Annotated in this window: 20 protein-coding genes; 13 read left to right on the forward strand and 7 right to left on the reverse strand. The window is 67.2% G+C overall.

The features are described 5' to 3' along the window. The first annotated feature begins 35 nt into the window (after positions 1 to 35). The 3 genes from rpsA to mscL all read left to right on the forward strand — a co-directional run bounded on the left by rpsA (position 36) and on the right by mscL (position 2,745). Positions 36 to 1,739, forward strand: coding sequence for a 30S ribosomal protein S1 (gene rpsA, locus ASF31_RS00335; RefSeq protein ID WP_055752796.1), 1,704 nt, complete (start codon positions 36 to 38; stop codon positions 1,737 to 1,739). Between the two features lie 270 nt (positions 1,740 to 2,009). Beyond that, a complete protein-coding gene (locus ASF31_RS00340) occupies positions 2,010 to 2,300 on the forward strand; it encodes an integration host factor subunit beta (RefSeq protein ID WP_039244165.1) in 291 nt (96 codons plus the stop codon). 22 nt (positions 2,301 to 2,322) lie between these two features. Next, positions 2,323 to 2,745, forward strand: coding sequence for a large-conductance mechanosensitive channel protein MscL (mscL, locus tag ASF31_RS00345; protein ID WP_055752797.1), 423 nt, complete (start codon positions 2,323 to 2,325; stop codon positions 2,743 to 2,745). On the opposite strand, the gene ASF31_RS00350 is transcribed toward mscL, so the two are convergent. Further along, entirely contained in the window at positions 2,746 to 3,897 is a 1,152-nt protein-coding gene (locus ASF31_RS00350) for a hypothetical protein (RefSeq protein WP_055752798.1), read from the reverse strand. A gap of 282 nt (positions 3,898 to 4,179) precedes the next feature. Between ASF31_RS00350 and ASF31_RS00355 the strand changes: the two genes are divergently transcribed. Continuing rightward, positions 4,180 to 6,114, forward strand: coding sequence for a peptide MFS transporter (locus ASF31_RS00355; RefSeq protein WP_055752799.1), 1,935 nt, complete (start codon positions 4,180 to 4,182; stop codon positions 6,112 to 6,114). A gap of 70 nt (positions 6,115 to 6,184) precedes the next feature. Here the strand turns inward: ASF31_RS00355 and ASF31_RS00360 are convergent, their stop codons facing one another. Beyond that, complete coding sequence (locus ASF31_RS00360) at positions 6,185 to 8,254, reverse strand: TonB-dependent siderophore receptor (RefSeq protein ID WP_055752800.1); 2,070 nt, start codon at positions 8,252 to 8,254, stop codon at positions 6,185 to 6,187. Positions 8,255 to 8,441: 187 nt separating this feature from the next. Between ASF31_RS00360 and ASF31_RS00365 the strand changes: the two genes are divergently transcribed. Continuing rightward, positions 8,442 to 9,353 (forward strand): TraB/GumN family protein, encoded by a 912-nt coding sequence (locus tag ASF31_RS00365; RefSeq protein ID WP_055752801.1) that lies wholly within the window; start codon positions 8,442 to 8,444, stop codon positions 9,351 to 9,353. A 3-nt stretch (positions 9,354 to 9,356) separates the two neighbouring features. On the opposite strand, the gene ASF31_RS00370 is transcribed toward ASF31_RS00365, so the two are convergent. Genes ASF31_RS00370 through ASF31_RS00390 form a run of 5 tightly spaced genes read right to left on the reverse strand, consistent with a single transcriptional unit; the run spans position 9,357 to position 13,995 of the window. Continuing rightward, entirely contained in the window at positions 9,357 to 9,644 is a 288-nt protein-coding gene (locus tag ASF31_RS00370; protein WP_045809440.1) for a hypothetical protein, read from the reverse strand. A gap of 59 nt (positions 9,645 to 9,703) precedes the next feature. After that, positions 9,704 to 11,134, reverse strand: coding sequence for a metalloprotease TldD (gene tldD / locus ASF31_RS00375; RefSeq protein WP_055752802.1), 1,431 nt, complete (start codon positions 11,132 to 11,134; stop codon positions 9,704 to 9,706). Between the two features lie 60 nt (positions 11,135 to 11,194). Further along, the gene (locus ASF31_RS00380) at positions 11,195 to 12,256 is read right to left on the reverse strand and encodes a hypothetical protein (protein WP_055752803.1); all 1,062 of its coding nucleotides are present in this window, start codon (positions 12,254 to 12,256) and stop codon (positions 11,195 to 11,197) included. A gap of 42 nt (positions 12,257 to 12,298) precedes the next feature. Further along, positions 12,299 to 13,066: an ABC transporter permease gene (locus ASF31_RS00385; RefSeq protein WP_055752804.1), complete on the reverse strand. Its 768-nt coding sequence runs from the start codon at positions 13,064 to 13,066 to the stop codon at positions 12,299 to 12,301. Next, positions 13,063 to 13,995 (reverse strand): ABC transporter ATP-binding protein, encoded by a 933-nt coding sequence (locus ASF31_RS00390; protein ID WP_055752805.1) that lies wholly within the window; start codon positions 13,993 to 13,995, stop codon positions 13,063 to 13,065. The genes ASF31_RS00385 and ASF31_RS00390 overlap by 4 nt, the downstream gene beginning before the upstream one ends. 164 nt (positions 13,996 to 14,159) lie before the next feature. Here ASF31_RS00390 and ASF31_RS00395 point away from each other — a divergent pair, with 164 nt between their 5' ends. The 8 genes from ASF31_RS00395 (at position 14,160) to ASF31_RS00430 (ending at position 23,412) form a co-directional block, all read left to right on the forward strand. Further along, positions 14,160 to 15,515, forward strand: a complete 1,356-nt coding sequence (locus ASF31_RS00395; protein WP_055752806.1) for a hypothetical protein — start codon at positions 14,160 to 14,162, stop codon at positions 15,513 to 15,515. Positions 15,516 to 15,559: 44 nt separating this feature from the next. Then, the gene (gene ccmI, locus ASF31_RS00400) at positions 15,560 to 16,378 is read left to right on the forward strand and encodes a c-type cytochrome biogenesis protein CcmI (RefSeq protein WP_055752807.1); all 819 of its coding nucleotides are present in this window, start codon (positions 15,560 to 15,562) and stop codon (positions 16,376 to 16,378) included. A 70-nt stretch (positions 16,379 to 16,448) separates the two neighbouring features. Beyond that, on the forward strand, positions 16,449 to 16,955 hold the full coding sequence (gene ccmE / locus ASF31_RS00405) for a cytochrome c maturation protein CcmE (protein ID WP_055752808.1): 507 nt from the start codon (positions 16,449 to 16,451) through the stop codon (positions 16,953 to 16,955). Further along, entirely contained in the window at positions 16,952 to 18,940 is a 1,989-nt protein-coding gene (locus ASF31_RS00410) for a heme lyase CcmF/NrfE family subunit (RefSeq protein WP_055752809.1), read from the forward strand. Before ccmE ends, ASF31_RS00410 begins: the two co-directional genes overlap by 4 nt. Beyond that, positions 18,937 to 19,443, forward strand: a complete 507-nt coding sequence (locus ASF31_RS00415) for a cytochrome c-type biogenesis protein (RefSeq protein WP_055752810.1) — start codon at positions 18,937 to 18,939, stop codon at positions 19,441 to 19,443. The genes ASF31_RS00410 and ASF31_RS00415 overlap by 4 nt, the downstream gene beginning before the upstream one ends. A gap of 108 nt (positions 19,444 to 19,551) precedes the next feature. Continuing rightward, complete coding sequence (locus ASF31_RS00420; protein WP_055752811.1) at positions 19,552 to 21,087, forward strand: Do family serine endopeptidase; 1,536 nt, start codon at positions 19,552 to 19,554, stop codon at positions 21,085 to 21,087. Between the two features lie 85 nt (positions 21,088 to 21,172). Then, the gene (locus ASF31_RS00425) at positions 21,173 to 21,844 is read left to right on the forward strand and encodes a response regulator transcription factor (protein WP_017504381.1); all 672 of its coding nucleotides are present in this window, start codon (positions 21,173 to 21,175) and stop codon (positions 21,842 to 21,844) included. A 140-nt stretch (positions 21,845 to 21,984) separates the two neighbouring features. Further along, a complete protein-coding gene (locus tag ASF31_RS00430) occupies positions 21,985 to 23,412 on the forward strand; it encodes an ATP-binding protein (RefSeq protein WP_055752812.1) in 1,428 nt (475 codons plus the stop codon). Positions 23,413 to 23,416: the final 4 nt, after the last annotated feature.

The raw sequence follows: 23,416 nt of genomic DNA on the forward strand, positions 1-23,416 counted from the left end.
ACGCGCCACAGCCCCACTGGAAATACCAGAGCTTCATGTCTGATACTCTCAACCCCACGCGCGACGACTTCTCGGCGCTGCTCGACGAACAACTGTCGGGTCGCGACTTCGGCGAAGGCCAGGTCGTGCACGGCCGCGTCGTCGGCATCGAAAAAGACATCGTCATCATCGACGTTGGTCTGAAGACCGAAGGCCGCATCGCCATGCGCGAATTCGGCCAAGGCGACGACGGCGCCCTGCCCAAGGTCGGCGACAACGTCGAGGTTTACCTGGAGCGCGTCGAGAACGCCCTGGGCGAAGCCGTCATCAGCCGCGACAAGGCCCGTCGCGAAGAAGCCTGGACCCGTCTGGAAGTCGTGTTCGCCGAAGGCCAGCCGGTCAACGGCGCCATCGTCGGTCGTGTCAAGGGCGGCTTCACCGTCGACCTGGGCGGCGCCTCGGCCTTCCTGCCCGGTTCGCAAGTCGACATCCGTCCGGTCCGCGACGTCGGCCCGCTGATGGGCAAGGAACAGCCCTTCGCCATCCTGAAGATGGACCGTCCGCGCGGCAACATCGTCGTGTCGCGTCGCGCCATCCTGGAAGAAGCCCGCGCCGAACAGCGCACGGAACTGGTCGGTCAGCTGGCCGAGGGTGAAGTCCGCGAAGGCGTCGTCAAGAACATCACCGACTACGGCGCGTTCGTCGACCTGGGCGGCATCGACGGCCTGCTGCACGTCACCGACATGTCGTGGAAGCGCGTTTCGCACCCGAGCCAGGTTCTGGCCGTCGGCGACACCGTCAAGGTCCAGATCGTCAAGATCAACCCGGATACCCAGCGTATCTCGCTGGGCATGAAGCAACTGCAGTCGGACCCCTGGGACGGCGTGGAAGCCAAGTATCCGGTCGGCGCCAAGTACACGGGTCGCATCACCAACATCACCGACTACGGCGCCTTCGTGGAGCTGGAAGCCGGTGTCGAGGGCCTGGTGCACGTCTCGGAAATGTCCTGGACCAAGAAGAACGTCCACCCCGGCAAGATCGTCTCGACCTCGCAGGAAGTCGACGTCGTGGTTCTGGATGTCGACGCCTCCAAGCGCCGCATCTCGCTGGGCCTGAAGCAGGCTCAGGACAATCCGTGGGACGCCTTCGTCGCCAACAACCCGATCGGTTCGACCGTCGAGGGCGAAGTCAAGAACGCCACCGAGTTCGGCCTGTTCATCGGTCTGGACAACGACATCGACGGCATGGTGCACCTGTCCGACCTCGACTGGTCGGTGTCGGGTGAAGAGGCCATCCAACGCTACCGCAAGGGCGAGATGGTCAAGGCCAAGGTCCTGGACGTCGACGTCGAGAAGGAACGCGTCTCGCTGGGCATCAAGCAGCTGGGCGGCGATCCGATCGGCGAGGGCGACACCTATCGTCGCGGCCAGCAGATCACCGTCACCGTGACGGCGATCGAGTCGGGCGGCATCGAGGTCAAGTTCGGTGAAGACGACGCGCCGGTCACGGCCTTCGTTCGCAAGTCGGACCTGTCGCGCGACCGCAACGAGCAACGTCCGGAACGCTTCGCCGTGGGCGACCGCGTCGACGCCATGATCACCGCCGTGGACAAGGCCTCGCGCCGCGTCTCGGTGTCGATCAAGGCGCTGGAAATGAAGGACGAGGCCGAGGCTATCGAACAGTTCGGATCGTCCGATTCGGGCGCTTCGCTGGGCGACATCCTGGGCGCCGCGCTGAAGAACGCCGGCACCAAGGACTAAGCGGTCTGCAGAAGCGCGCGGCGTCTCGCTCAAGCAGCGAAGCGCCGCGCGCTTCGCGGTAGCGACAAAAGAATGAAGGGCGGCGGGCGCGATCCCGCCGCCCTTTTCTCTGTCTGGCACACTGATGTGTGCGGGACCGAACACAATTCCTGCGAATGATGCGCATCGTTGTCGGATAAGGGCTTTTTCGCGAGCCGGTCGGAGGTTAGGGTGTCCGTTCTGGATGACGACGGGCGAAACGGCCCGTCATTCCGAGCTCGCGGGGCGCAGATGATCAAGTCCGAACTGATCGAGAAGCTTGCAGCCGAAAACACCCACCTGACCCACGCCGAGGTCGAGCGGCTGGTCAATGTGATCCTCAACACCATGACCTCGGCCCTGTCCGAAGGCGGCCGGGTCGAGTTGCGCGGTTTCGGCGCCCTGTCGGTGCGGTCGCGCCCGGCGCGTGCGGGTCGCAATCCGCGCACCGGCGAAACCGTCGAGGTGCCGGCCAAGGCCGTCCCCTTCTTCAAGAGCGGCAAGGAGCTGCGCGAGCGGCTGAACGCCTCGGGCGACGCCTGATCCAACTATCTAGGGACATCCCATGAGCCTGCTGTCGGAGTTTCGTGAGTTCGCGGTCAAGGGCAATGTCGTGGACCTGGCGGTCGGCGTCATCATCGGCGCGGCCTTCAACGGCATCGTCAAGAGCCTGGTGGATCAGGTGGTGATGCCGCCCATTGGTCTGCTGACCGGCGGCATCGACTTCTCCAAGCTGGAATGGGTGCTGCGCGCCGAAAACCCGGCGACCGAGGCCGTCGAGAAGGTGGCGATCCAATACGGCGCCTTCCTGAACACCGTGATCCAGTTTCTGATCGTCGCCTGGGTCGTCTTCCTTGTGGTCAAGGGCATCAACGCCCTGCGTCGTCAGGAAGCTGCCAAGCCCGATCCGGCGCCCGCCGCGCCGACGGCGACCGAAGCGCTGCTGGCCGAGATCCGCGACGAGCTGAAAGCCCGCCCCAACGCCTGATCAGGCCTTGGACACGCGCCCGCCCAAGGTGGGGCGCGTGACTGCGGCGGCAGCCAAGGTTTTGGGCATCGGCGGCGTGCGCGAGCAGATGCCGTAGTCGCCGTCGAACGGTGTCGGCGCCCAGGCGACCGCCAGCGCAGGATCGTCGATGATGGCGTGGCAGTGTCCCCAGCCGCCTTCGCTCCGCGCCGTCTTCGCCAGATCGCCCAACTGCGCCAACAGACGCGGTGTCACCATCTGCAGCCGCACCTTGGCGGCCCCCAGTGCGCGGGCGTTGTCGATCAGAGCCTGGGTCAGAAGCGGGATCGCCTCGGGCGCCGTCTCCAGCGCGATCAGATCGAGAATATCCAGATAGGGCGGCTCGATCAGGCTGGTCTTGGTCATCTGCGCCATGGCCATCCCGACGATGCGGCTGTCCTTGACGCAGGCCAGCATGACCGGCGGCAGGGTCAGGTCAGGGTCCGCCAACCGCCAGCGCAGGATTTCCGGGCTGCGGTCCGCGAGCAGATGACCTTCTTGCGACAACCGACGCCAGAAATCGGCATAGGGCGAGGCGTCCGACAGATCGCGCAACATCGTCACCCCCGCCGGCAGGCTCAGCGGCGTCTGGCGAAACACGCGTCCGTTCATCAGCCGCTCGCCCAGCCGCGCGGCGGTCTCGGCGGATGTGCGGCCCAACAACAGGCGCAGACTGCGGCCCTGCGCGCAGGCCAGACGATTGGTGATCCACGACAGCTTCAATCCATGACTTTCGGCCGGCCAGGGCTTCATGTCGAACAGGCCATACAGCGGCGCCGAGCGCGCATTGGCGTTGAAGGTGTAGCGGGCGAACAGCCCTTGCTGGTTCAAGAATGTGCGGATCAGAGGCCGGCTGGCGCCCTTCTGGCTGGGCGGCACGATGATCGAAAACCCGGTGGCGCCGAAGTGGTCCTTAGCGCCGTGACGAAACCGCTGGATGAAGTTGCCTAGCATGGCGACGGCGTTGTCACCCTCGTCGGCCACGACCCAACCGGCGGGCGCGCACAGCGCCAAACGCGCCGGATTGGCCTCGAGCCAGCGCCATCCGGCCGGCGACCGCTCGGGCCAGCCGACCTGACGATGCAGCCTGTTCAGCGCCTCATGGTCTGGAGCGGCGATCGGTCTGACAGACATCTGGCGCGCCTTCCCATTATGAAACCGCAAGCGTTTCTGCCGGAGCAGGGTAGCAGGAAGCGCGCCATATGGTGTCACTCAAGGTTGTATTCTTCAATCTTCGCCGCTCGCTCAGACGTCCCCGTGACAGCCTTAACACTTGTTCGGATTCGTCCGCTGTGCTGGGTATGCGCCTTTCGCGCGCCCGATAAGCGGCGCGGCAGTTGGGAGTGAGCCGTTGAGGACGGATTTGGGGAAGGCGCGACTTACACGACGCGTGAAGACGATTAGGGGGACGCGCGCATGAACATCGTCGTCGCCCTTGGACTGATCATCACCTTCGCCACAGGCGTGCCGGTGCTGATGCAGATCCTCAAACACCATCCGCGCGGACTGATCATCCTGTTCTTCGCCGAGATGTGGGAGCGTTTCTCCTACTACGGCATGCGCGGCATCCTGATCTTCTTCCTGACGCAACACTTCCTGTTCGACGACGCCATGGCGGGGTCGACCTACGGCTCCTACACCTCGCTTGTCTATCTGCTGCCCCTGCTGGGCGGCATCATGGCCGACCGCTTCATCGGCACGCGCAAGGCCGTCGCCTTCGGCGCCCTGCTGCTGGTCGCCGGTCACGGCATGATGGCTTTCGAGGGCCGTCCCGCGACCGAAACCCTGACCTATGCCGGTCAGACCTATCAGATCGACGCTGAAGGCCGCGGCGCGGCGCGTGAAGTGTCGATCGTCGTCAACGGCCAGAAATACGCCTTCGAGGCGGCCGAGAACGGCCTGGCGATCGAGAACCTGCCGGCCGCCTCGCCCCTGCCGGCCGTTCTGCCGACAGGCGAATACAAGATCGACGCGACCCGCGATCTCGCTGGCGTGAACGTCTTCTATCTGGCGGTGTCCTTCATTATCATGGGCGTCGGCTTCCTGAAGCCCAACATCTCGACCATCGTCGGACAGCTCTATCCGCAGGGCGACCCGCGGCGGGATTCCGGCTTCACCCTCTACTACTACGGCATCAACCTCGGCGCCTTCTGGGCGGCGGTGCTGTGTGGCCTCTTGGGTCAGACCGTCGGCTGGTGGGCAGGCTTTGGCTTGGCCGGCGTCGGCATGGCGCTGGGTTGGGTGGTCTTCGTACTGGGCAAACCCCTGCTGCAAGGCAAGGGCGAGCCTCCGGCCGAAGCCAATCTGAGCAAACCCATGCTGGGTCCGATCAACCGCGAATGGTCGATCTACCTGCTCAGCATCCTGGGCGTCGGCGTCGTCTGGTTCATGGTTCAGCGCAACGCCCTGGTGGGCTGGGTCTTGGGCGCCGCCACCGTCGCGTCGCTGCTGTTCATCCTCTACGTCATCGTCAAGGTTTGCGAGAACAAGGCGCAGCGCGAGCGGATGATGCTGGCCCTGGTGCTGATCTTCGGGTCGGTCGTCTTCTTCACCCTGTTCGAACAGGCCGGCACCTCGCTGAACCTGTTTGCGGACCGTAACGTCGATCTCAGCATCACCCCACAGGCGTTCCAGCTTCTGGGCGTCACCGTCGGCACCCCGGCCCAGATCGCCGCCGCCGGTCTCAGCACGTCGGGTCCCTGGATCGACGCCACCATCACGGCGGCCCAGACCCAGTCGTTCAATGCGGGCTTCATCCTGATCTTCGCACCGATCATGGCCGCGCTCTGGTCCTTCCTGGGCAAGCGCAACCTGGACCCCAACCCCACGCTGAAGTTCGGCCTCGGCCTTCTCCAGGTCGGACTGGGCTTCATGATCGTGGTGTGGGGCGCCGGCATGGCCAACTCGGCCTTCCAGATGCCGCTGCTCCTGCTGGGGCTGCTCTACCTGTTCCACACGACCGGCGAGCTCTTCCTGTCGCCGGTGGGCCTGTCGGAAATCACCAAACTGTCCGTCGCCAAGGTGGTCAGCTTCATGATGGCCGTCTGGTTCCTGGCCAGCTCCATCGCCCAATATGTCGGCGGCTGGATCGCCGGCCTGGCGGGTACGGAGACGGTCGGCGGCCAGGTGCTGAACCCGGGCCTTGCGCTGCAGACCTCGCTTGAAGTGTTCAAGCTGCTGGGCCTGTGGGGCATGGGTATCGGCGTGGCCTTCATTGTCATCAGCCACTTCATCAAGGGCTGGTCGCACGGCGCCAATGACGGGGACAACCACCCTGGCCCTGCGCTGAATGATCGCGGTCAGGAAGACGGCAACGTCGCCCGTCCTGCGGCCTCGACGCCCAGCCACTGATCGACGCCTGATCAAGGAAAAGCCCCGGCGGAGCGATCCGCCGGGGCTTTTTGCTGCGTGAAGCGCGACCTCAGAAGGTCTTGCGGACCCGCAACGAGACGAAGGTGCGCGGGTCGATGGAGCGGTCCTCGACGAAGGCCACGGTGCGCGGATTGCGTGTGGCGTAGACCGTGCGCTGCTGGGTGAAGTCGTCCCACAGGTTCAGCTGGGCGCGCAGCGACAGGGTCGGGCTGGGCTTGTATTCGACGAAGGCCTCCAGATAGTCCGCGCCGCGCCAGGCGAAGGTCTGGTCCGGATCGTAGGTCGCCTGGCCCAGACGCGGCAGCCAGTTGATCCCCCACTGGGTCTTCCACGAGGTGATGTCCTGCTGGAAGCCGACATTGGCCTGGCTGGGGCGCACGCCCGAGATGCGGCGGTCCTCGCCCGTGGTCGGGTCGTTGACGCTGGTCTTGTTCCAGTCGTTCCTGAAGGTGAAGCGGGCACCGGAAATCCCGACCTTGTCCAGCGGCACGACCACGTTCAGCGACAGCTGATCCAGCGTTCCGTCGCCGATGTTGCCGGTCGCCGACAGGCCGCCGGGCAAGGGCAGGCGGTCGATCACGTCGATGATGCGGTCGTGGCGATAGCCGATCGAGACCACGCCCTCGCCCCAGAAGCGGCGCTCATAGGACAGCTCGGAAATCCAGCGCTGTTCCGGCTCCAGATCGACGTTACCGCCGAACACCGTCCCGTCGTCCAGTTCGGCCGAGGCGGCGAAGTCGCCGAAGTCCAGCTGACCCAGTTCGCGCTCGAAGCGGAAACGCAGCTGGTTGTCGGCCATCGGCGTCCAGGTCGCCAGCAGGCGCGGCTTGGCGAAGAAGAAGCTCTTTTCCTGGTCCGCATCGCCCGACTGGCTGATGGTGGAGGCCTCAAGGCGCACGCCGCCTTCCAGCGTCAGTTTCGGATTGATCCGCCAGGTCGCCTTGCTGAAGGCCTCGCCGCGCGTCTCCTCGACCTTGACCGAGGCGCTGGGCAGGGGCACGCCGACGCCGCCGATGGTGAAGGCCTGGTTCACGTCCAGCATATTGTAGGCGATCTCGGCGCCGGCCTCGATCGTTAGGGCGGGCGAGCGTTCGTGACGCACCAGAGCGCGCAGGATGGATTCCGACGAGTCGCCGTTGGACTTGAACTGCTGCTCTGGCGCCGTGGTCCCGTTCAGGGTCTCATTGCTGCCCGAGACGCTGTCGAAGCTGGAGAATTCGTGGATCAGACGCGTCTCCAGGGTCCAGCGCGGGTTCAGGGTGCGGGTCCAGGTCAGGCCCAGCTCGCCGGAATCGCCGTCTTCGGCATAGTCGCTGCGGCGCAGGGAGGTTGGCGACGAAAGCTCGGTCCAATTCTGATAGTCGTTCAGACCATAGCGAGCCGTGCCTTCCAGCTTTCCGCCGAACAGCGGGCCGGTGTAGTTGCCGCGGATGCCCTGACCACCGCCCCAGCCGTCGTTCTCGTACCGCTCGTCGCGGATGACATCGCCGGCGGCGTTGCGACGGACCGACCGACCGACGCCGTTGGAATCGCTGGACCCCATGCCGTCCGACAGAGTCACGCCCCAGCTGCGGTCGCCCTTGTTCTGCGTGAACTGATAGGAGCCGCCGTAGATGTCATGGCCGCCTTCGAACAGCATGGCGTTCCAGGTCAGGATCGACTGGCGGCTGTCGGTCGTCTTCAGGATGACGTTCACGACGACGGAATAGCCCTGCATGTCGATGCCCGGCGCACCGCCCCGGATCAGTTCGATGCGCTCGACCTGATTGGCCAGGGTCCGGCCCAGGACGTTCGAACCCGAGTCGTTCTTTGAGGCGGGACGGTTGTTGTTGATCAGCACATTGCCGACCGCCCCTTCGAAACCGCGCGCGCCCGATCCGTTGTCGATGGAGAAGCCGGGGACCCGGTTGACCATGTCGAGCGCCGTATTGGGGCGCTGGGCGGCGAAGAAGTCCGGCGTGAAGACCAGCACGCCGCGCTGGCTGGCGTCGGCCAGGGGCGCCTGGTTGGTCGGGCCGGTCGGCACCGGGGCCTCGGCGACTTGCGGCTTGTCGCCAGCGAATGCGGCGCCGGCGGTGAAAAGCAGGGCGGTGCTGGCCAGCAGCAGGGTCTTTGTCATTGGTCTTCCCCTCGGGTGTTGGCGAGAGGTGTGCCGATCCGGCGCGTTCATCTCCAGTTACAAGGCCGCAAGGTGGATTAAATCGACGACATCATTACAGCGATTTCATTACACCAGTGACTGTAATAAAGTTTACAGCGATGTAATGATCAGACGCTCATCTTCTCTAGTGCTTTTACTTGCAGTGATGGCCCTGACGACCGCGCCTGCCATCGCGCAGGACGCGCCTTCGGACGCCGTCGAGGATATCGTCGTCACTGCCCGCCGGATCGAGGCGCCGATGTGGGAGGTGCGGCGCGGCGACAGCGTCCTGATCCTGGTCGGATCGATCGACGGTTTGCCCAGAAAGATGGAGTGGCGCACCGACGCTCTCATCTCGGCGGTTGATCGTGCGGACCGCGTTCTGTTTCCCGTCGAGGGGCGGGCCTCGCTGGCCGATGTGGGCCGGCTGATCTGGCGGTTTCGGACGCTGACCCGTTTGCCGAATGGGCGCACCAGCGCCGACTATCTGTCACCTGACCTTGAAGCCCGGGTCGAAAGCCTGACAGGCGAAGGCCCGACCCGCGACAGCATGCTGGTCCTGTCGGGCGATCTGATGGAACTGGGCGGTTACAATAGCGGAGGGCGTCCGGTGTCAGGCCTGGTCCGTCAGGCGACGCGCGCCAATCGCACGCCGGCTGAACCCGTCGGCATCTTCAGGGGTGACGAGCTGATCGAAAAGGTTCTGACGACGCCGCCCGAACGTTATCTCGACTGCATCGACGCTGCGGCGACGGCGGCCGAGGCCGGGGTCGAGGCGGGCGCGCAACGTGCGGAAAACTGGCGTCTGCGCCGGATTCCGGCCGTGTTGGACTCGCCCTTGGAAAAGGCGGCCACGGCCTGTTCCTACTGGTCGGTGATGGCCCAGGCGGACGATCTGCGTCGAATATGGAACACGGCGGTGGACAAGGCGCTGGCCGAGGACGGAGTCACCGTCGCTATTGCGCCCTTGCGGCTATTGGCCGAGCCGAACGGCGTATTGGATCGGCTGGAGGCGGAGGGGCTGGAACCGATCGGTCCCGAATGGCGCCCCTCCGCCCCCGCTCAATCGGCGAGCTAAAGCTTACTTGCGTTCCGGAACGGCGTCGCGGGCGGCTTCGCCGATGTTGTCGGCGGCATTGCCAACGCTCTCGGCTGCGCCGGCGATGGCGTTGTCCTTAACCGCGTCGCTGCGGTTCATGTTCATCAGGAAGTAGCCGATCACCAGCACGGCCAGCAGGCCGACGATCAGGGCGACGATGGCGCCCATGCCGCTGCCGCGACGCTCGACGACCGTGGTGGGCGCCGCGCTGGTTTCAGTGATGCGTTCAACCCGGCCATCGGGATGTTGGACTTCGCGTTCAGTAGGCATGGTGTTTCCTCTCCAGTGTGGCGGGGAAACACGCTTCGTGACGATACGGTTCCGCTCGCTTAGACGGCGGTGCCGCCGACCGTCAGGCCGCCGATCTTGAGGCTGGGCTGGCCGATGCCGACGGGCACGCCCTGTCCGGCCTTGCCGCAGACGCCCACGCCGGGGTCGAAGGCGAAGTCGTCGCCGACCATCTGGATCTTGGTCAGGGCCGTCGCGCCGTCGCCGATCAGGGTCGCGCCGCGGACGGGTGCGGTGATCACCCCGTCCTCGATCAGATAGGCCTCGTTGCACTGGAAGACGAACTTGCCGTTGGTGATGTCCACCTGGCCGCCCGAGAAGTTGGCGGCGTAGAGGCCGCGCTTCGTATTGGCGATCATGTCGGCCCTGGAGTCCTTGCCGCCCTCCATGAAGGTGTTGGTCATGCGCGGCATCGGCATATGGGCGAAGGACTGGCGACGGCCGTTGCCGGTGGCGGCCACGCCCAGCTGACGCGCCGACAGCCGGTCGTGCATCAACCCGACCATGATCCCGTCCTCGATCAGGACGGTGCGCGAGGTGGGGGTGCCCTCGTCATCGACCGACAGGGAGCCGCGACGCCCGGCGATCGAGCCGTCATCGACCACAGTGACGCCGGGGGCGGCGACCCGCTGGCCCATCATGCCGTTGAAGACGGACGAGCCCTTCCTGTGGAAGTCGCCTTCGAAGCCGTGGCCGATGGCCTCGTGGAGCAGGACGCCGGGCCAGCCGGCGCCCAGAACCACGTCCATCTCGCCCGCCGGGCAATCGACGGCGTCCAGATTGACCAGGGCCTGACGCAGGGCCTCGTCCACCTGGGCCTGCCAGCGTTCGGGCGCGACCCAGGCTTCGAACCCGGCCCGGCCGCCGGCGCCGGACGAGGCGCTCTCGCGCTTGCCGTTCTGTTCGACGGTTACGGAGACGTTCAGCCGAACAAGGGGGCGAACATCGCGCACCGCCCGTTCGTCGGCGCGCAGGATTTCGATGGCGCGACGTTCACCGATCAGGGAGGCGGACACCTGAACCACGCGCGGATCACGGGCGCGCGCCCAGGCGTCGATCTCGGCCAGCAGGGCGATCTTGTCGGAGAAGGCGGGCGAGGCGAGGGGATCGACCTCGCCATACAGTTTCTGATTGGTGGCGCGGGGGCCTTCGGCGACCCGGGCCTCATGCCCTTGTTTGGCAAGGGCGGCGCTGTCGGCGGCGCGACGCAGAGCGGCGGCCGAGATTTCGTTGGCGTGGGCGTACCCGGCGGTCTCGCCCGCCACGACCCTGAGGCCGAAGCCCTCGGTCGCGTCATAGGCGGCGGACTTCAGCCGACCGTCGTCGAACACTAGGCTCTCGCTCTCGGACCGCTCCAGGAACAGTTCGCCGTCGTCGGCGCCGGCCAGGGCCGTCTTCAGGATCGACAGGGCTTCATCAGTATCGACGCCGGCGGCGTCGAGGATGGGCGGCGGGGAGGCGTGAACGGTCATGGCCTGTAGGTAGGGGCTGAAGGCCGCTTCGTCACCTGCCCAGCCGCGCGAAACCGCCGATCAGTCCAGCGGCTGGGGCCGCGTCACCACCGGACCGTCGGGATCGCTGCTCGACGGACGTGCAGCGGTCGGGGCGGGCGTCGGGGCCGTCGGCACGATCACCAGCGGCTCGGTCGTGACGGTCGGAGCCGGCGTGGACGGCGCCGGGGTGGCCGTCGTCGGCGCACGCGTCGTCGGTTGCGTCGTTGCGGCCGGCGCCTGGGGCTGGGTCTGCGTGCGGGGCGCGGCCGTCGTCGCGCGCGGCGTCGTCGTCGTTGCCGGCGCGGAAGCCGCCGTGGCGGGCGGCGCCGGTGTGGTCGTCGCGGCGGGTGCCGGCTGTTCGGTCGCGACGACGGGTGCGGCGTCGGCAGGAATCGTATCGGCTGGCGGGGCGATCAGAGGCGCATCGGCGGCCATGGCGGGCGTGGACGCCGGCGGGGTCGAGGCCGGACGCATCGCAAGCCACAGGCCGCCTCCGGCGACCAGCAGGGCGACGACCCCGACTCCGACATAGAGCGGCAGGCGCGAGCTCTTGGCGGGCGCACGGGCGAAGCTGGGCGTGATCGGCGCAGCCGCAGGCGAAACAGCGGGTCTGGCCGCGACCGCTGGCGCGGCGGCGACGGGTTCGGCCGCGACCGGCTTCGGCGCAGGGGCGGGCGTCGTCTCGGGCGCGGGAAGGGGCCGCACGGTCAGATCGGGTTGAGCGGCCGGCGCCGGCTGCGGCCTGGGCTGCGGCGGCGTTGGAGCCTGGGGTTGAGGCTGGGCTTGGGCCGGGCGCGCCGTTGGGATCAGCGAACCGCCCAGGATGCTTGCCCCCTGCGGACGGGGCGCGGGACGCGGCGCGGGATTGGCGGGCGTCGTCTGACCCTTGGCCGGCGCGATTCCGGAGGCCAGGCTCTGGGTGTGGATCGAGGCCTGCTGCTGTTGCGGCGTGGGCTTGCGGGGCGGCGGATTGGGAATGCGGTCCAGCGGATTGGGCGCGACCGGCACCGGCCCGACGTGGAAGGTCGTCGCGGGCATACGGCCCCAGGTCACCGGCTTGCGGGCGAAGGGCTGGGGCGGGGTCTTCTGGTCGTCGGACATGTTCTTCTCAATCGCTGGCGATCTGGCCCGTTTCGTGACGGATCAGTTCTTGAGCCGGTAGCCGGTCTTGAACATCCACATGACGATGCCCAGGCAGACGGCGAAGAAGGCCAGGGTGGCGGCGACGCTGACGCCGATCGCCACATCCCCCTGACCATAGAAGGCCCAGCGGAAGCCCGAGATCAGATAGACCACAGGGTTGAACAGGGTCACTGTGCGCCAACCGTCCGGCAGCATGTCGATGGAATAGAAGGCGCCGCCCAGGAAGGTCAGGGGCGTCACGACCAGCATCGGGATCATTTGAAGCTGCTCGAACCCATTGGCCCAGACCCCGATAATGAAGCCGAACAGGCTGAAGGTCACCGAAATCAGGATTAAGAAGGCCATCATCCAGACCGGATGCAGGATCTGCAGCGGCACGAAGAAGGCCGCCGTCGCCAGAATGATTAGCCCCAGCACCGCCGACTTGGTCGCCGCCGCGCCGACATAGGCCAGCACGATCTCCAGCGACGACACCGGCGCCGACAGGATTTCGTAGATCGTTCCCGTGAACTTGGGGAAGTAGATGCCGAATGAGGCGTTGAAGATCGACTGTGTGAACAGGCTGAGCATGATCAGGCCTGGCACGATGAAGGCGCCGTACGGCACGCCGTCCACTTGCTGCATCCGGCTGCCGATCGCGCCGCCGAAGACGACGAAATACAGGGCCGTGGTGATCACCGGGGTGACCACGCTCTGCCATAGGGTGCGCAGCGCCCGCGCCATCTCGAAGCGATAGATGGCCCAGACGCCGTATCCGTTGAAGGTCATGCCGCTGCTCCGTTCTGGTGGACCAGGCTGACGAAGATGTCTTCCAGCGAGCTCTGGCGGGTGTTCAAGTCCTTGAAGCCGATGTTCAGCGCCTCAAGCCGGCGGATCAGCGACGGCACGCCTGTGTCATCGGCGTTGGCGTCGAAACTGTACTCCAGTTCGCCGCCCTCGTTCTTTAGCGTCAGGTCCCAGTCGGACAGGTCGGCGGGCAGGGCCGCCAACGGCTCGATCAGGTTCAGCGTCAGGGTCTTCTTGCCCAGCTTCTTCATCAGAGCCGACTTTTCCTCGACTAGGATCAGTTCGCCCTTCAGGATCACGCCCACCCGGTCGGCCATTTCCTCGGCCTCCTCGATGTAGTGGGTCGTCAGGATGATGGTGACGCCGCGCTCGCGCAGCTTTCTGACCATGGCCCACATGTCGCGGCGCAGCTCGACATCGACTCCGGCGGTCGGCTCGTCCAGGAAAAGGATGTCAGGTTCGTGGCTCAGGGCCTTGGCGATCATCACCCGCCGCTTCATCCCGCCCGACAGGGTCATGATCTTGGCGTCACGCTTGTCCCACAGCGAAAGGTCCTTCAGCACGCCCTCGATGAAGGCGGGGTTCGGCGCCTTGCCGAACAGGCCCCGACTGAAGGTGACGGTGGCCAGCACGGTCTCGAAGGCGTCGGTGGTCAGCTCCTGCGGCACCAGACCGATCTTGGTGCGGGCGGCGCGGAAATCGGATTGGATGTCATGGCCGTCGGCGACCACGGTCCCGGTCGTGGGCGTGACGATGCCGCAGACGATGGAGATCAGCGTGGTCTTGCCCGCGCCGTTCGGTCCCAGCAGGGCGAAAATCTCGCCCTTGTTGATCGTCAGGTCGATGCGCTTCAGCGCCTGATGCCCCGACTTGTAGGTCTTGGTCAGGCCGTCGATCTCGATTACGGGCATGGGCTTTCCTTTCCGGCGCGCGCGGCGGCGCGGGCCGGGTGTGGCGGCAATATGGCGTGCCTGACGCCTGACTCAAGTGGCGGTGGCGCTCAATAGACGCCAAGTCGTTGTTAACCCGATTGTCGCACGGTGCCGGCCTGAGTTGAGTTTTGGCAGGAGCTTTCGTGCCGTCCCTGTCCGCCGCCCACCACGCCGCTCTGACGGCGATCGTCGAGGCCTGTCCCGACGCATCGCTGGGGATGCTGGGCGCAGCCGTGGCGGCGCTGAAGGGCGACAAGGCGGCCGAACTGGCGAACATCGTCGCCACAGAGGCGCGCGATCGCGCCCGTCGCGGCACGGCGTTTGCGCCCCTGCTGCCACTGTTCCAGCCGCGCGCCGACGGCGTGCCCGCCCTGGTCTTTCCGGCTCAGGTCTTAAAACGGGTGTGGCGCCAGGCGGTGCAGGGCGAGGAGGACTTCGTGCCGCTGCTGGACAGGGCTGTGGCCGTGGACGGCGAATGGACCCTGGCCGCCGATCGGCTGTGCGCAAAGGCGGCCGCCGTGCTGCGCGACCGGCCGCGCGACGTCTGGCCGGAGTTTCAGCGCCCCGCCGACGACCAGCCTCCATCCACCCCGGTCGAATTGGCCGGCTGTTTCGACCTGACGCCTCTGGCCCGCAGCGCCCTGCCGCGCCTGCCGGTCTGGCTGGAACGTCCCGACGACAATCAACTCGCGGGGCTGAGGCTGCTGATCCAGGACTGTCTGGCGATGTCGCCGGACGGCGGGCGGCGCATGATCGACATCCTGTTCGCCCATGTGGCGGACGCCGAGCGGATGCTGCGGGTCGTGACGCGGACCAGCCGGCTCGCCGACCGTGAAATCACCCTCAGCCATTCCGAGATGGGCGTCTTCGTCGAGCGGCTGCTGACCTCCGTTCAGGCGCGGGTGCAAAAGATCGCCGCCGTGGTCCGTTCGTCATTGGGCGAGACGGCGATGCTGGGCGTGGTGGACGACGTGAACTGGTGCGCGGGCGTGCTGGCCGAGATGGACCTCAGCCTGCAGGTGCGGCCCGATTCCAGCTGGGGCAAGGCGGCGCGGATGGCGCGGGTCCAGGTGTCGGGCCAGCTTTCGGGTCTGATGAAGTCCGCCTCCAGCGCCGTCCACGCCGCCCTGCCGATGAAGCGTCAGGTCATCACCGGACGCATGACGCGTATGTCGCCCTGGCTGGAGGCGCCGGCCGAGGGCGAACCGATCGAGGCGGCGGCTGCCCTGCTGGCGGCGGTGGCGGCCCTGCGCGGCGCGGCCGTCACCTTCGGCTGCGAAGCCGATCGCTCGGGACTGAAGGCGGATCTGACCGACTACCTCTCCACCTGGTCCGACGAGGCGCTGAACAGTCTGTCGGACGGCGAGGCCGAAAATCCGGACCACGTGCTGCGTCTGATCGGGGTCGCGGCGCGGTTTCTGACGGTGATCGAGGCGCTGGAGGCGGCGCGCGCGGTCAGGCGACGCGCAGCCTCGGCGGAAATGGCGCGGCTGGGCTGAAACGACGCCTCGCCCGACGTTCGCGGATGGGTTAGACGGCGAGGATGATCGTCTTCTGGACAATGACGGGACTGGCGGCGGCCCTGGCCGCCCTGCTGGTGCTGACCGGCGCGCGACGCGGCGCCGATCCGGCGGCCGGAGCCGAAACCCGGGCCGGCTCGCGCGAGATCGAGGAACTGGATCGGCTGAAGGCGCGCGGCCTGCTGGACGATGCGGCCTACGTGGGCGCGCGCGCCGAGGCGGGGCGGCGGCTTCTCGCCGTTTCGGCGACCACGACCCCGGTGGCCGGCGCCCGAGATCGGTTCTGGGTGCTGGGCGGGATCGGCGTGACGGTCGCGGCCGCTCTCGGCCTCTATGTTTTCACCGGCTCGCCCGGCCTGCCGGATCAGACCTATGAGCGGCGTGTCGACGATTGGGCCGCCAATCTGGATCGGCTGGAGCCGGCGCAACTGGCGGCGGTGACCGCGCGGGTCGTTCAGGAACGGCCAAAGGATCGGCAGGCGCTGGCCATGCTGGGCGCGGCCCGCTTCGCCGCCGGCGATCCGCTGGGCGCCGCCTCCGCCTTTCGCCGTCTGATCGCTCTGGACCCCCGTGACGCCCAGGCCTGGGCGCGGTTGGGCGAAAGCCTGGTCGTCGCCAACGACAACCAGATCGGCGGCGACGCCGAGGCCGCCTTCCGCGAGGCTTTGAAACTGGACTCCGACCAACTCGGCGCGCGCTTCTTCCTGGGCGAAGCGGCGTTGCGGCGCGGCGACGCCGTCGAGGCCCGCACCCTGTGGACGCCCCTGATCGCCGCGCTCGACCCGGCCGATCCGCGCCGTCTGGATCTGGAACGCCGACTGCCGAAGGGCGGCGCGCAATGACGCGTTGGTCCTGCGCGACGACGGCGGTATATGCCGCCGGTCCGTCCCTGGAATCCGGAAGGTCCCTCGCATGAGTTGGCTGCCTAAATCGCCCAAGGCGCGTCGCCGCCTGTGGGTCGTCGCCGCCGTGGCGCCGATCCTGGCCTTGGCGGTCGGCCTGTCGCTGTGGGCGATGCAGGACAGCGTAAGCTTCTTCTATTCGCCGTCCGAGGCCACCGCCGACAAGGCGCCGGAGGGCCGCAACATCCGCCTGGGTGGTCTGGTCGAGGCCGGCAGCGTGCAAAAGACCGGCGATGGCGTGGTTGCCTTCGTCGTCACCGACAACGCCGCCACGACCCGCGTCGTCTATCACGGCGACCTGCCCGACCTGTTCCGCGAAGGGCAGGGGATCGTGGCGCAAGGGGCCTTCGGCGCCGACCGCACCTTCCACGCCAGCCAGGTCCTGGCCAAGCACGACGAGAACTATATGCCGCGCGAGGTCGCCGACCGTCTGAAGGAAAAGGGCGAGTGGCGGCCGGACGGCTCCGAAACGCGCTCAAGCAGGCCGCAGGCCGATAGCGCACCGACGCGCTTATGATCGCCGAGCTTGGGGCCTTCGCCCTGGCGCTGGCGCTGGCGCTGTCGATCCTGCAGACGGGGCTTTCGGCGGCTGGGCGCGCGCGGCGTAGCCCGGTCCTGGCCGGGGCCGCCCAGGGCGCGGCATTGGCAGCGGCCGCGGCGGTCGCGCTCAGTTTCGCAGCCCTGATCTACGCCTTCGTCGTCTCCGACTTTTCGGTCTCCAACGTCGCGGCCAACAGCCACACCGACAAGCCGATGCTCTACAAGGTCGCCGGCGCCTGGGGCAGCCACGAAGGCTCGCTTCTGCTGTGGTGTCTGGTGCTGACCGTCTTCGGCGGGGCGCTGGCGCGGGCGCGCGGCCTGCCGTTCGGGCTGAAGGCCTCGGCCGTGGCGGTGCAGGGCGCGCTGGGGTCGCTGTTCCTGGCCTTCGCCGTCTTCACCTCCAGCCCCTTCACCCGCCTTGACCCTGCGCCGTTCCAGGGCGCATCGCTGAACCCCTTGTTGCAGGATCCGGCCTTGGCCGTGCATCCACCGCTGCTCTACGCCGGCTACGTCGGGTTTTCGGTCTGCTTTTCGCTGGCCGTCGCAGCGTTGATTGAGGGGCGGGCGCAGACCGCCTTCTGGCCTGCCTGGGGGCGCTGGGTCCGACCCTGGGCGTTGGCCAGCTGGGCCTTCCTGACCGTCGGCATCACCCTGGGGTCGTTCTGGGCCTATTATGAGCTGGGCTGGGGCGGTTGGTGGTTTTGGGACCCGGTCGAGAACGCCTCCTTCATGCCCTGGCTTGCGGGCGCGGCCCTGTTGCACAGCGCAGTTGTGACCGAGCGGCGCGGCGCGCTGGCGGGCTGGACTGTGTTCCTGGCCCTTTTGGCCTTCACCTTCTCGATGCTGGGCGCCTTTCTGGTGCGGTCGGGCGTGCTGACATCCGTCCATGCCTTCGCCGTCGATCCCCAGCGCGGGCTGATGCTGCTGGCCATCCTCGGGATCACGGCCGGCGCCGCCTTCGCCCTGTTCGCTTGGCGCGCGCCGCAGCTGAAGGGCGGCGGCCTGTTCGCCCCCGTCAGCCGCGAGGGCGCGCTCGTGCTGAACAATCTGTTCCTGACGGCGGCTGCCGCGACCGTATTGCTGGGCACTCTCTACCCGCTGATTTTGGAAGCGGCGTCCGGCGCGACCATCTCGGTCGGCCCGCCCTATTTCGCCGCCACCTTTACCCCGCTGATGATGGTCGCCTTCCTGATCCTGCCGGCCGGCCCGCTGCTGGCCTGGAAGCGGGGCGACCTGCCCGGCGCGATGCAGCGTCTGGCGGTCGCGGCGGGTCTGGCGATCGTCGGCGCCCTGGCGGCCTTCGCCCTGTGGGAGCCCAGGAAGGCCTTCGCCGCCGCCGGCATCGGCCTGGGCCTGTGGCTGATCCTGGGATCGCTGTCGGAAGTCGCCGAGCGCGCCCGCCTGTTCCGCGCCTCGATGGCCGAGACGGTGCGCCGACTGAAGGGGCTGCCGCTGGGCGCCTGGGGCATGACCCTGGCGCATTTGGGGCTGGGCGTCTTCATCCTGGGGGCGGTGGTCGAGACCGGTTTCAAGGCCGAGGCCGCCCGCGCCGTCTCACTGGGCCAGAGCGTTGCCGCCGGCCCCTGGACGGTGACCCTGGACGACGTCCGCGTCGTCGAGGGACCGAACTATCTGGCCGAGCAGGGCCGACTGACCGTGCGCGCCACGAACGATCTAGGCCGCGCCAGCACCGTGACGGCCGAGCGCCGCTTCTTCCCCGCCGGCGGCCAGACCACCACCGAGGTCGGCCTCGATTTCCGTGGCCTGGACGACGTCTATGTCGTGATCGGCGAACGCGCGGGCAGTCCCGAACAGCCGGCCTGGGTCGTGCGTCTGTACTGGAACCCCTGGGCGCGACTGATCTTCCTGGGGCCGATGATCATGGCGCTGGGCGGGGTGTTGTCGCTGCTGGATCGTCGTCTCAGGGTCGGGATCGGCGCGCGCCGGCGCAAGACCGCATGAGGCGCTTGCTGGTCCTGCTGGCCGCGCCGGTGTTGGCGCTGATGCTGACGGCGGCCGAACCGCCCGCCGCACCCGACCGTCCTCTGGCCGATGCGACCCAGGAGGCCCGCGCCCAGGCCCTGTTCAAGGATGTGCGCTGCGTCGTCTGCCAGCACGAGGCCATAGCCGACAGCCCGGCCGGCGTCGCTGGCGACATGCGCCGCCTGATCCGCGAGGAGATCGCGGCCGGCGCGTCGGATCAGGCCGTGCGCGACGATCTGGTGCGGCGCTTCGGCGACTATGTGCTGTTCACCCCGCCGGTTCGAGCGGGGACCTGGCTGCTGTGGTTCGGCCCGTTCGCCTTGGTGCTGCTGGCCGTCGCCGTTCTGGCCCTTCGCGTACGCCGTCGTCCAACCGAGGCCGTCCCCCTGACGCCCGAAGAAGAACGCCGGCTGGACGAAGTTCTACGAAATGAGAAGCTTCGCCGCGATCCTGACGCAACCTCGCCTCACGACGGGCGCTAGTCGAGATCAACGATCGGCGGTCGGGATTGGCGCAAAGCCGGTTCGGCCTATATCAATCGCGAAACCGGCGCCCGTCTGGCGCTGGACAAGAGGATCGCAAGGACCACGATGCTGAAGCGCAAGGAGTTCATTCTCGGGGCCGCGGCCGGCCTGACCCTGGCGGCGGCGGCGACCGCCGGCGGCGTCATCAACTGGCCCGGCGCGCACGCGGAACCGCAGGCGGTGAACCGGATCACCCCGGTCCCGGCCAACGGCGACGCCTTCACGCCTCCGCCGGGCGCGCCGAGCAGCTTCGCGACCATCTTCGACCAGGTCTCGCCCGCCGTCGTTCAGATCGACGTGACGGTCAAGGTGGACCAGCCCCAGGGCGGCGCCTTCCAGATCCCCGGCCTGCCGTTCCAGTTCGTGCCGCCGCAAGGTCGTGGCGGTCAGGGCAATGACGAACCGCAGACGACCCAAGGCGCCGGTTCGGGCTTCTTCATCTCGCAGGACGGCTTCATCGTCACCAACAACCACGTCGTCGCCGACGCGACCGAGATCAAGGTCAAGATGTCGGACGGTCGCGAGCTGCCGGCCCGCCTGATCGGCCGCGATCCCGGCACCGACTTGGCGGTGATCAAGGTCGAGGGCAACGACTTCAAATACGTCAGCTTCGAAGAAACGGCCGAGCCGCGGGTGGGCGACTGGGTCATCGCCATCGGCAACCCCTTCGGCCTGGGCGGCACCGCCACGGCGGGCATCGTCTCGGCCAAGGCCCGCGACATCGATCCGTCGGGCTACAACGACTACATCCAGATCGACGCCGCCATCAACCGGGGCAACTCGGGCGGTCCGACCTTCGACATCCACGGCCGCGTCATCGGCGTGAACTCGGCCATCTATTCGCCCACGGGCGGCTCGGTCGGCATCGGCTTCGCCATTCCGGCGGAGACAGCGAAAAACGTCACCACGCGCCTGATGCAGGGCCAGTCAATAGAGCGCGGCTACGTCGGCGTGGCGATTCAGGACATTCCAAAAGGGGCCGTCGAGGCGCTGGCGCTTCCAGCCAACACCAAAGGCGCCTACGTCGGAGAGGTTACGCCTGATGGTCCTGCACAGAAGGCGGGTGTCCAGGTCGGTGATGTTGTGGTGCAGGTCAACGGTCGCGACATTGATGGTTCGACCGAGTTGCGTCGCATGGTCGCCGCTACCGAAGCAGGACAGAGCGTACGCTTCACCGTCATCCGTGACGGGCGTCGCCAGGAGATCAATATCCGCGCGGCGAAGCGACCTTCTGAAGAAGAATTAGCTGCATCGTCCGGCGGAAATGACGAAGCTCCTGTCCCAGGATCTTCGTCAGGAGCGACGGTCGAAGGGATGAAGGTGTCGCCATTGAATGCAGCGGCGCGTCAACGTTTCGGTCTCGCGGATGATGTGCAGGGCGTCGTCGTGACCGAAACTGTGCCTGGTTCGAAGGCCGCTCAGTTGGGCATTCCCGTCGGGTCGATCATTCAGCGCGCCAACAATCAGGTGGTCACGTCGCCTGCCGATTTGGAGCGCGCCATTGCGGCAGCCCGTGCTGCGGGTCGCCCGGGTGTGTTGCTCATGGTTCGTAGCCAAAGAGGCGGCGCGATTTCGGTCGTGCTGGAGTTGCCGCGCAACTGATCGGCATTCTGACCAAGCCTTAACTCACCCTATCGCCGCCGATGCGCTACCATCGGCGGCGATTTTGATTCCGGGAGGGGTTTCGATGCGGATTTTGGTGGTCGAGGATGACGCCGAGGCGGCGACCGCCATGGTGCGGGGCCTGTCCGAAGCGGGACATGAGGTGACCCACGCCGTGGATGGCGCCTTCGGGCTGCTGGAGTCGCAAAAGGGCGGCTACGACGTCTATGTGGTTGACCGGATGATGCCGCGCCTGGACGGCGTCGGCATGGTCGAGACGGTGCGCAAGGGCGGCGATCAGACGCCGGTCCTGTTCCTGTCGGCCCTGGGCGAGGTCGAGGACCGCGTCACCGGCCTGAAGGCCGGCGCCGACGACTATCTGGTCAAACCCTACGCCTTCGCCGAACTGATCGCGCGGGTCGAGGCCTTGGCGCGTCGTCGCGAGACTGGCGGGGTGCAGACCGTGCTCAAGGTCGGCGACCTAGAAATGAACCTGATCGGCCGTACCGTGCATCGCGGAACGACCGAGATCGATCTTCAGCCGCGCGAGTTCCAGCTGCTCGAGTTCCTGATGCGCCACGCCGGCCAGTCGGTGACGCGCACCATGCTGCTGGAAAAGGTCTGGGAATACCATTTCGACCCCCAGACCAATGTCATCGACGTCCACATCAGCCGCCTGCGCTCCAAGATCGACAAGGGCTTCGACCGCGCCATGCTGCAGACCGTGCGCGGGGCGGGGTATCGGTTGGAGGCGTGACTTGAGATCCTCCCCCGCAATGCGGGGGAGGGGGACCGCCGGCACGGCGGTGGAGGGGGCGACCCCAGACACCGGCGCTGAAGCCGCCCCCTCCACCACTTCATGGTCCCCCTCCCCCGTGAACGGGAGAGGATTTTAGGGTGCGCCTTCCCTCCCTCCTTCGCCGCACGCCTTTCCGGCTGACGCTGCTGTTCCTGGCGCTGTTCGTGGCGGCGGCGGGGGCGATCCTGGCCTATGTCTATTTCGCCTCGGCCTCCGAGGCTCAAGGCAGGGCCAAGGCGGATGTGGAGATCGAGCTGGGCGCCCTGACAGCGATCCACCGCACGCGCGGCATCGACGCCCTGAACCAGGCCTTGGTCGAACGCTCGATCCGGGGCGGGCCGTATCTGTATCTGCTGACCGACAAGGCCGGAAAGACGATCACCGGCAACATCACCGAATCCCCGATCGACATCGACCTCAGCCTGCCGGCCGGCGCCAGCGACTGGGAGACCTTCCGCCTGACTGACACGGACGCCCAGGGCAAGGTCCAGCGCCGTCGCTCCATCGGGGTGATCACCACCCTGGCCGGCGGCGAACATTTGTTCGTCGGTCAGGACATCGGCGACATCGAAGCCTATCTGGCGCGTCTGACCCAGGCCCTGTGGGGCGCCATGGCCCTGGTCATGCTGCTGGGCCTTGCGGGCGGTCTCTACATCAGCCGGCGGGTCGAAAACGCCATGGCCGGGCTGAACCGGGTCGTTCAGTCGGTGCAGGACGGCGACCTCAAGGTCCGTGCGCCCGTGCGCCACACCGGCGACGAACTGGATGAGCTGGGCCAGGGGCTGAACACCATGCTGGATCGGCTGGAGGCGTCCATGTCTTCCATCCGCCACGCCGGCGACGCCATCGCCCACGACCTGCGCTCGCCTCTGACGCGGATGCGGGCCAAGCTGGAGGTGGCCTTGATCGATGCCGAAGCCGGCAAGATCGACGGGGTCGACGCCCTGGGCATCGCCCTGGATGAGGCCGACCATCTGCTGAAGACGTTCAACACCGTCCTGGCCATCGCGCGGCTGCAGGCGGGCGGGGCGCCGGATCCAAAGGTGATGGACGCCGCCGATCTGGCCGCCGACATGGCCGAGCTTTACGAGCCGGCGGCCGAGGACAAGGACATCGACTTTTCTTCTGAAGTCGAGCGCGGCCTGATGATCGAGGGCAACCAGCCCTTCCTGGCCCAGGCCCTGGCCAATCTGATAGACAACGCCATCAAATACACCCCGGCCGGCGGGGCGGTGAAGCTGCGCGCGCGACGGCGCTCGTCGGGCGAGATCGAATATTCCGTCACCGACACCGGACCGGGCGTGCCGGAAGAGGACCGAGAGCGGGTGGTCCAGCGGTTCGTGCGCCTGGACAACAGCCGCACCGAACCCGGATCGGGCCTGGGGCTTTCGTTGGTGACGGCGGTGGCGGAGGCCCACGGCGGAAGGGTTGTGCTGGACGAAGGCCCCGGCGCCTACGGCGACTTCGGACCGGGGTTGCGGGTGGCGCTAGTGCTGCCGCCGGCCTCGATCGGGATGAGCGGATGATGTG

It is taken from the genome of Brevundimonas sp. Leaf280 (genome assembly GCF_001422455.1).
Classification (GTDB): domain Bacteria; phylum Pseudomonadota; class Alphaproteobacteria; order Caulobacterales; family Caulobacteraceae; genus Brevundimonas.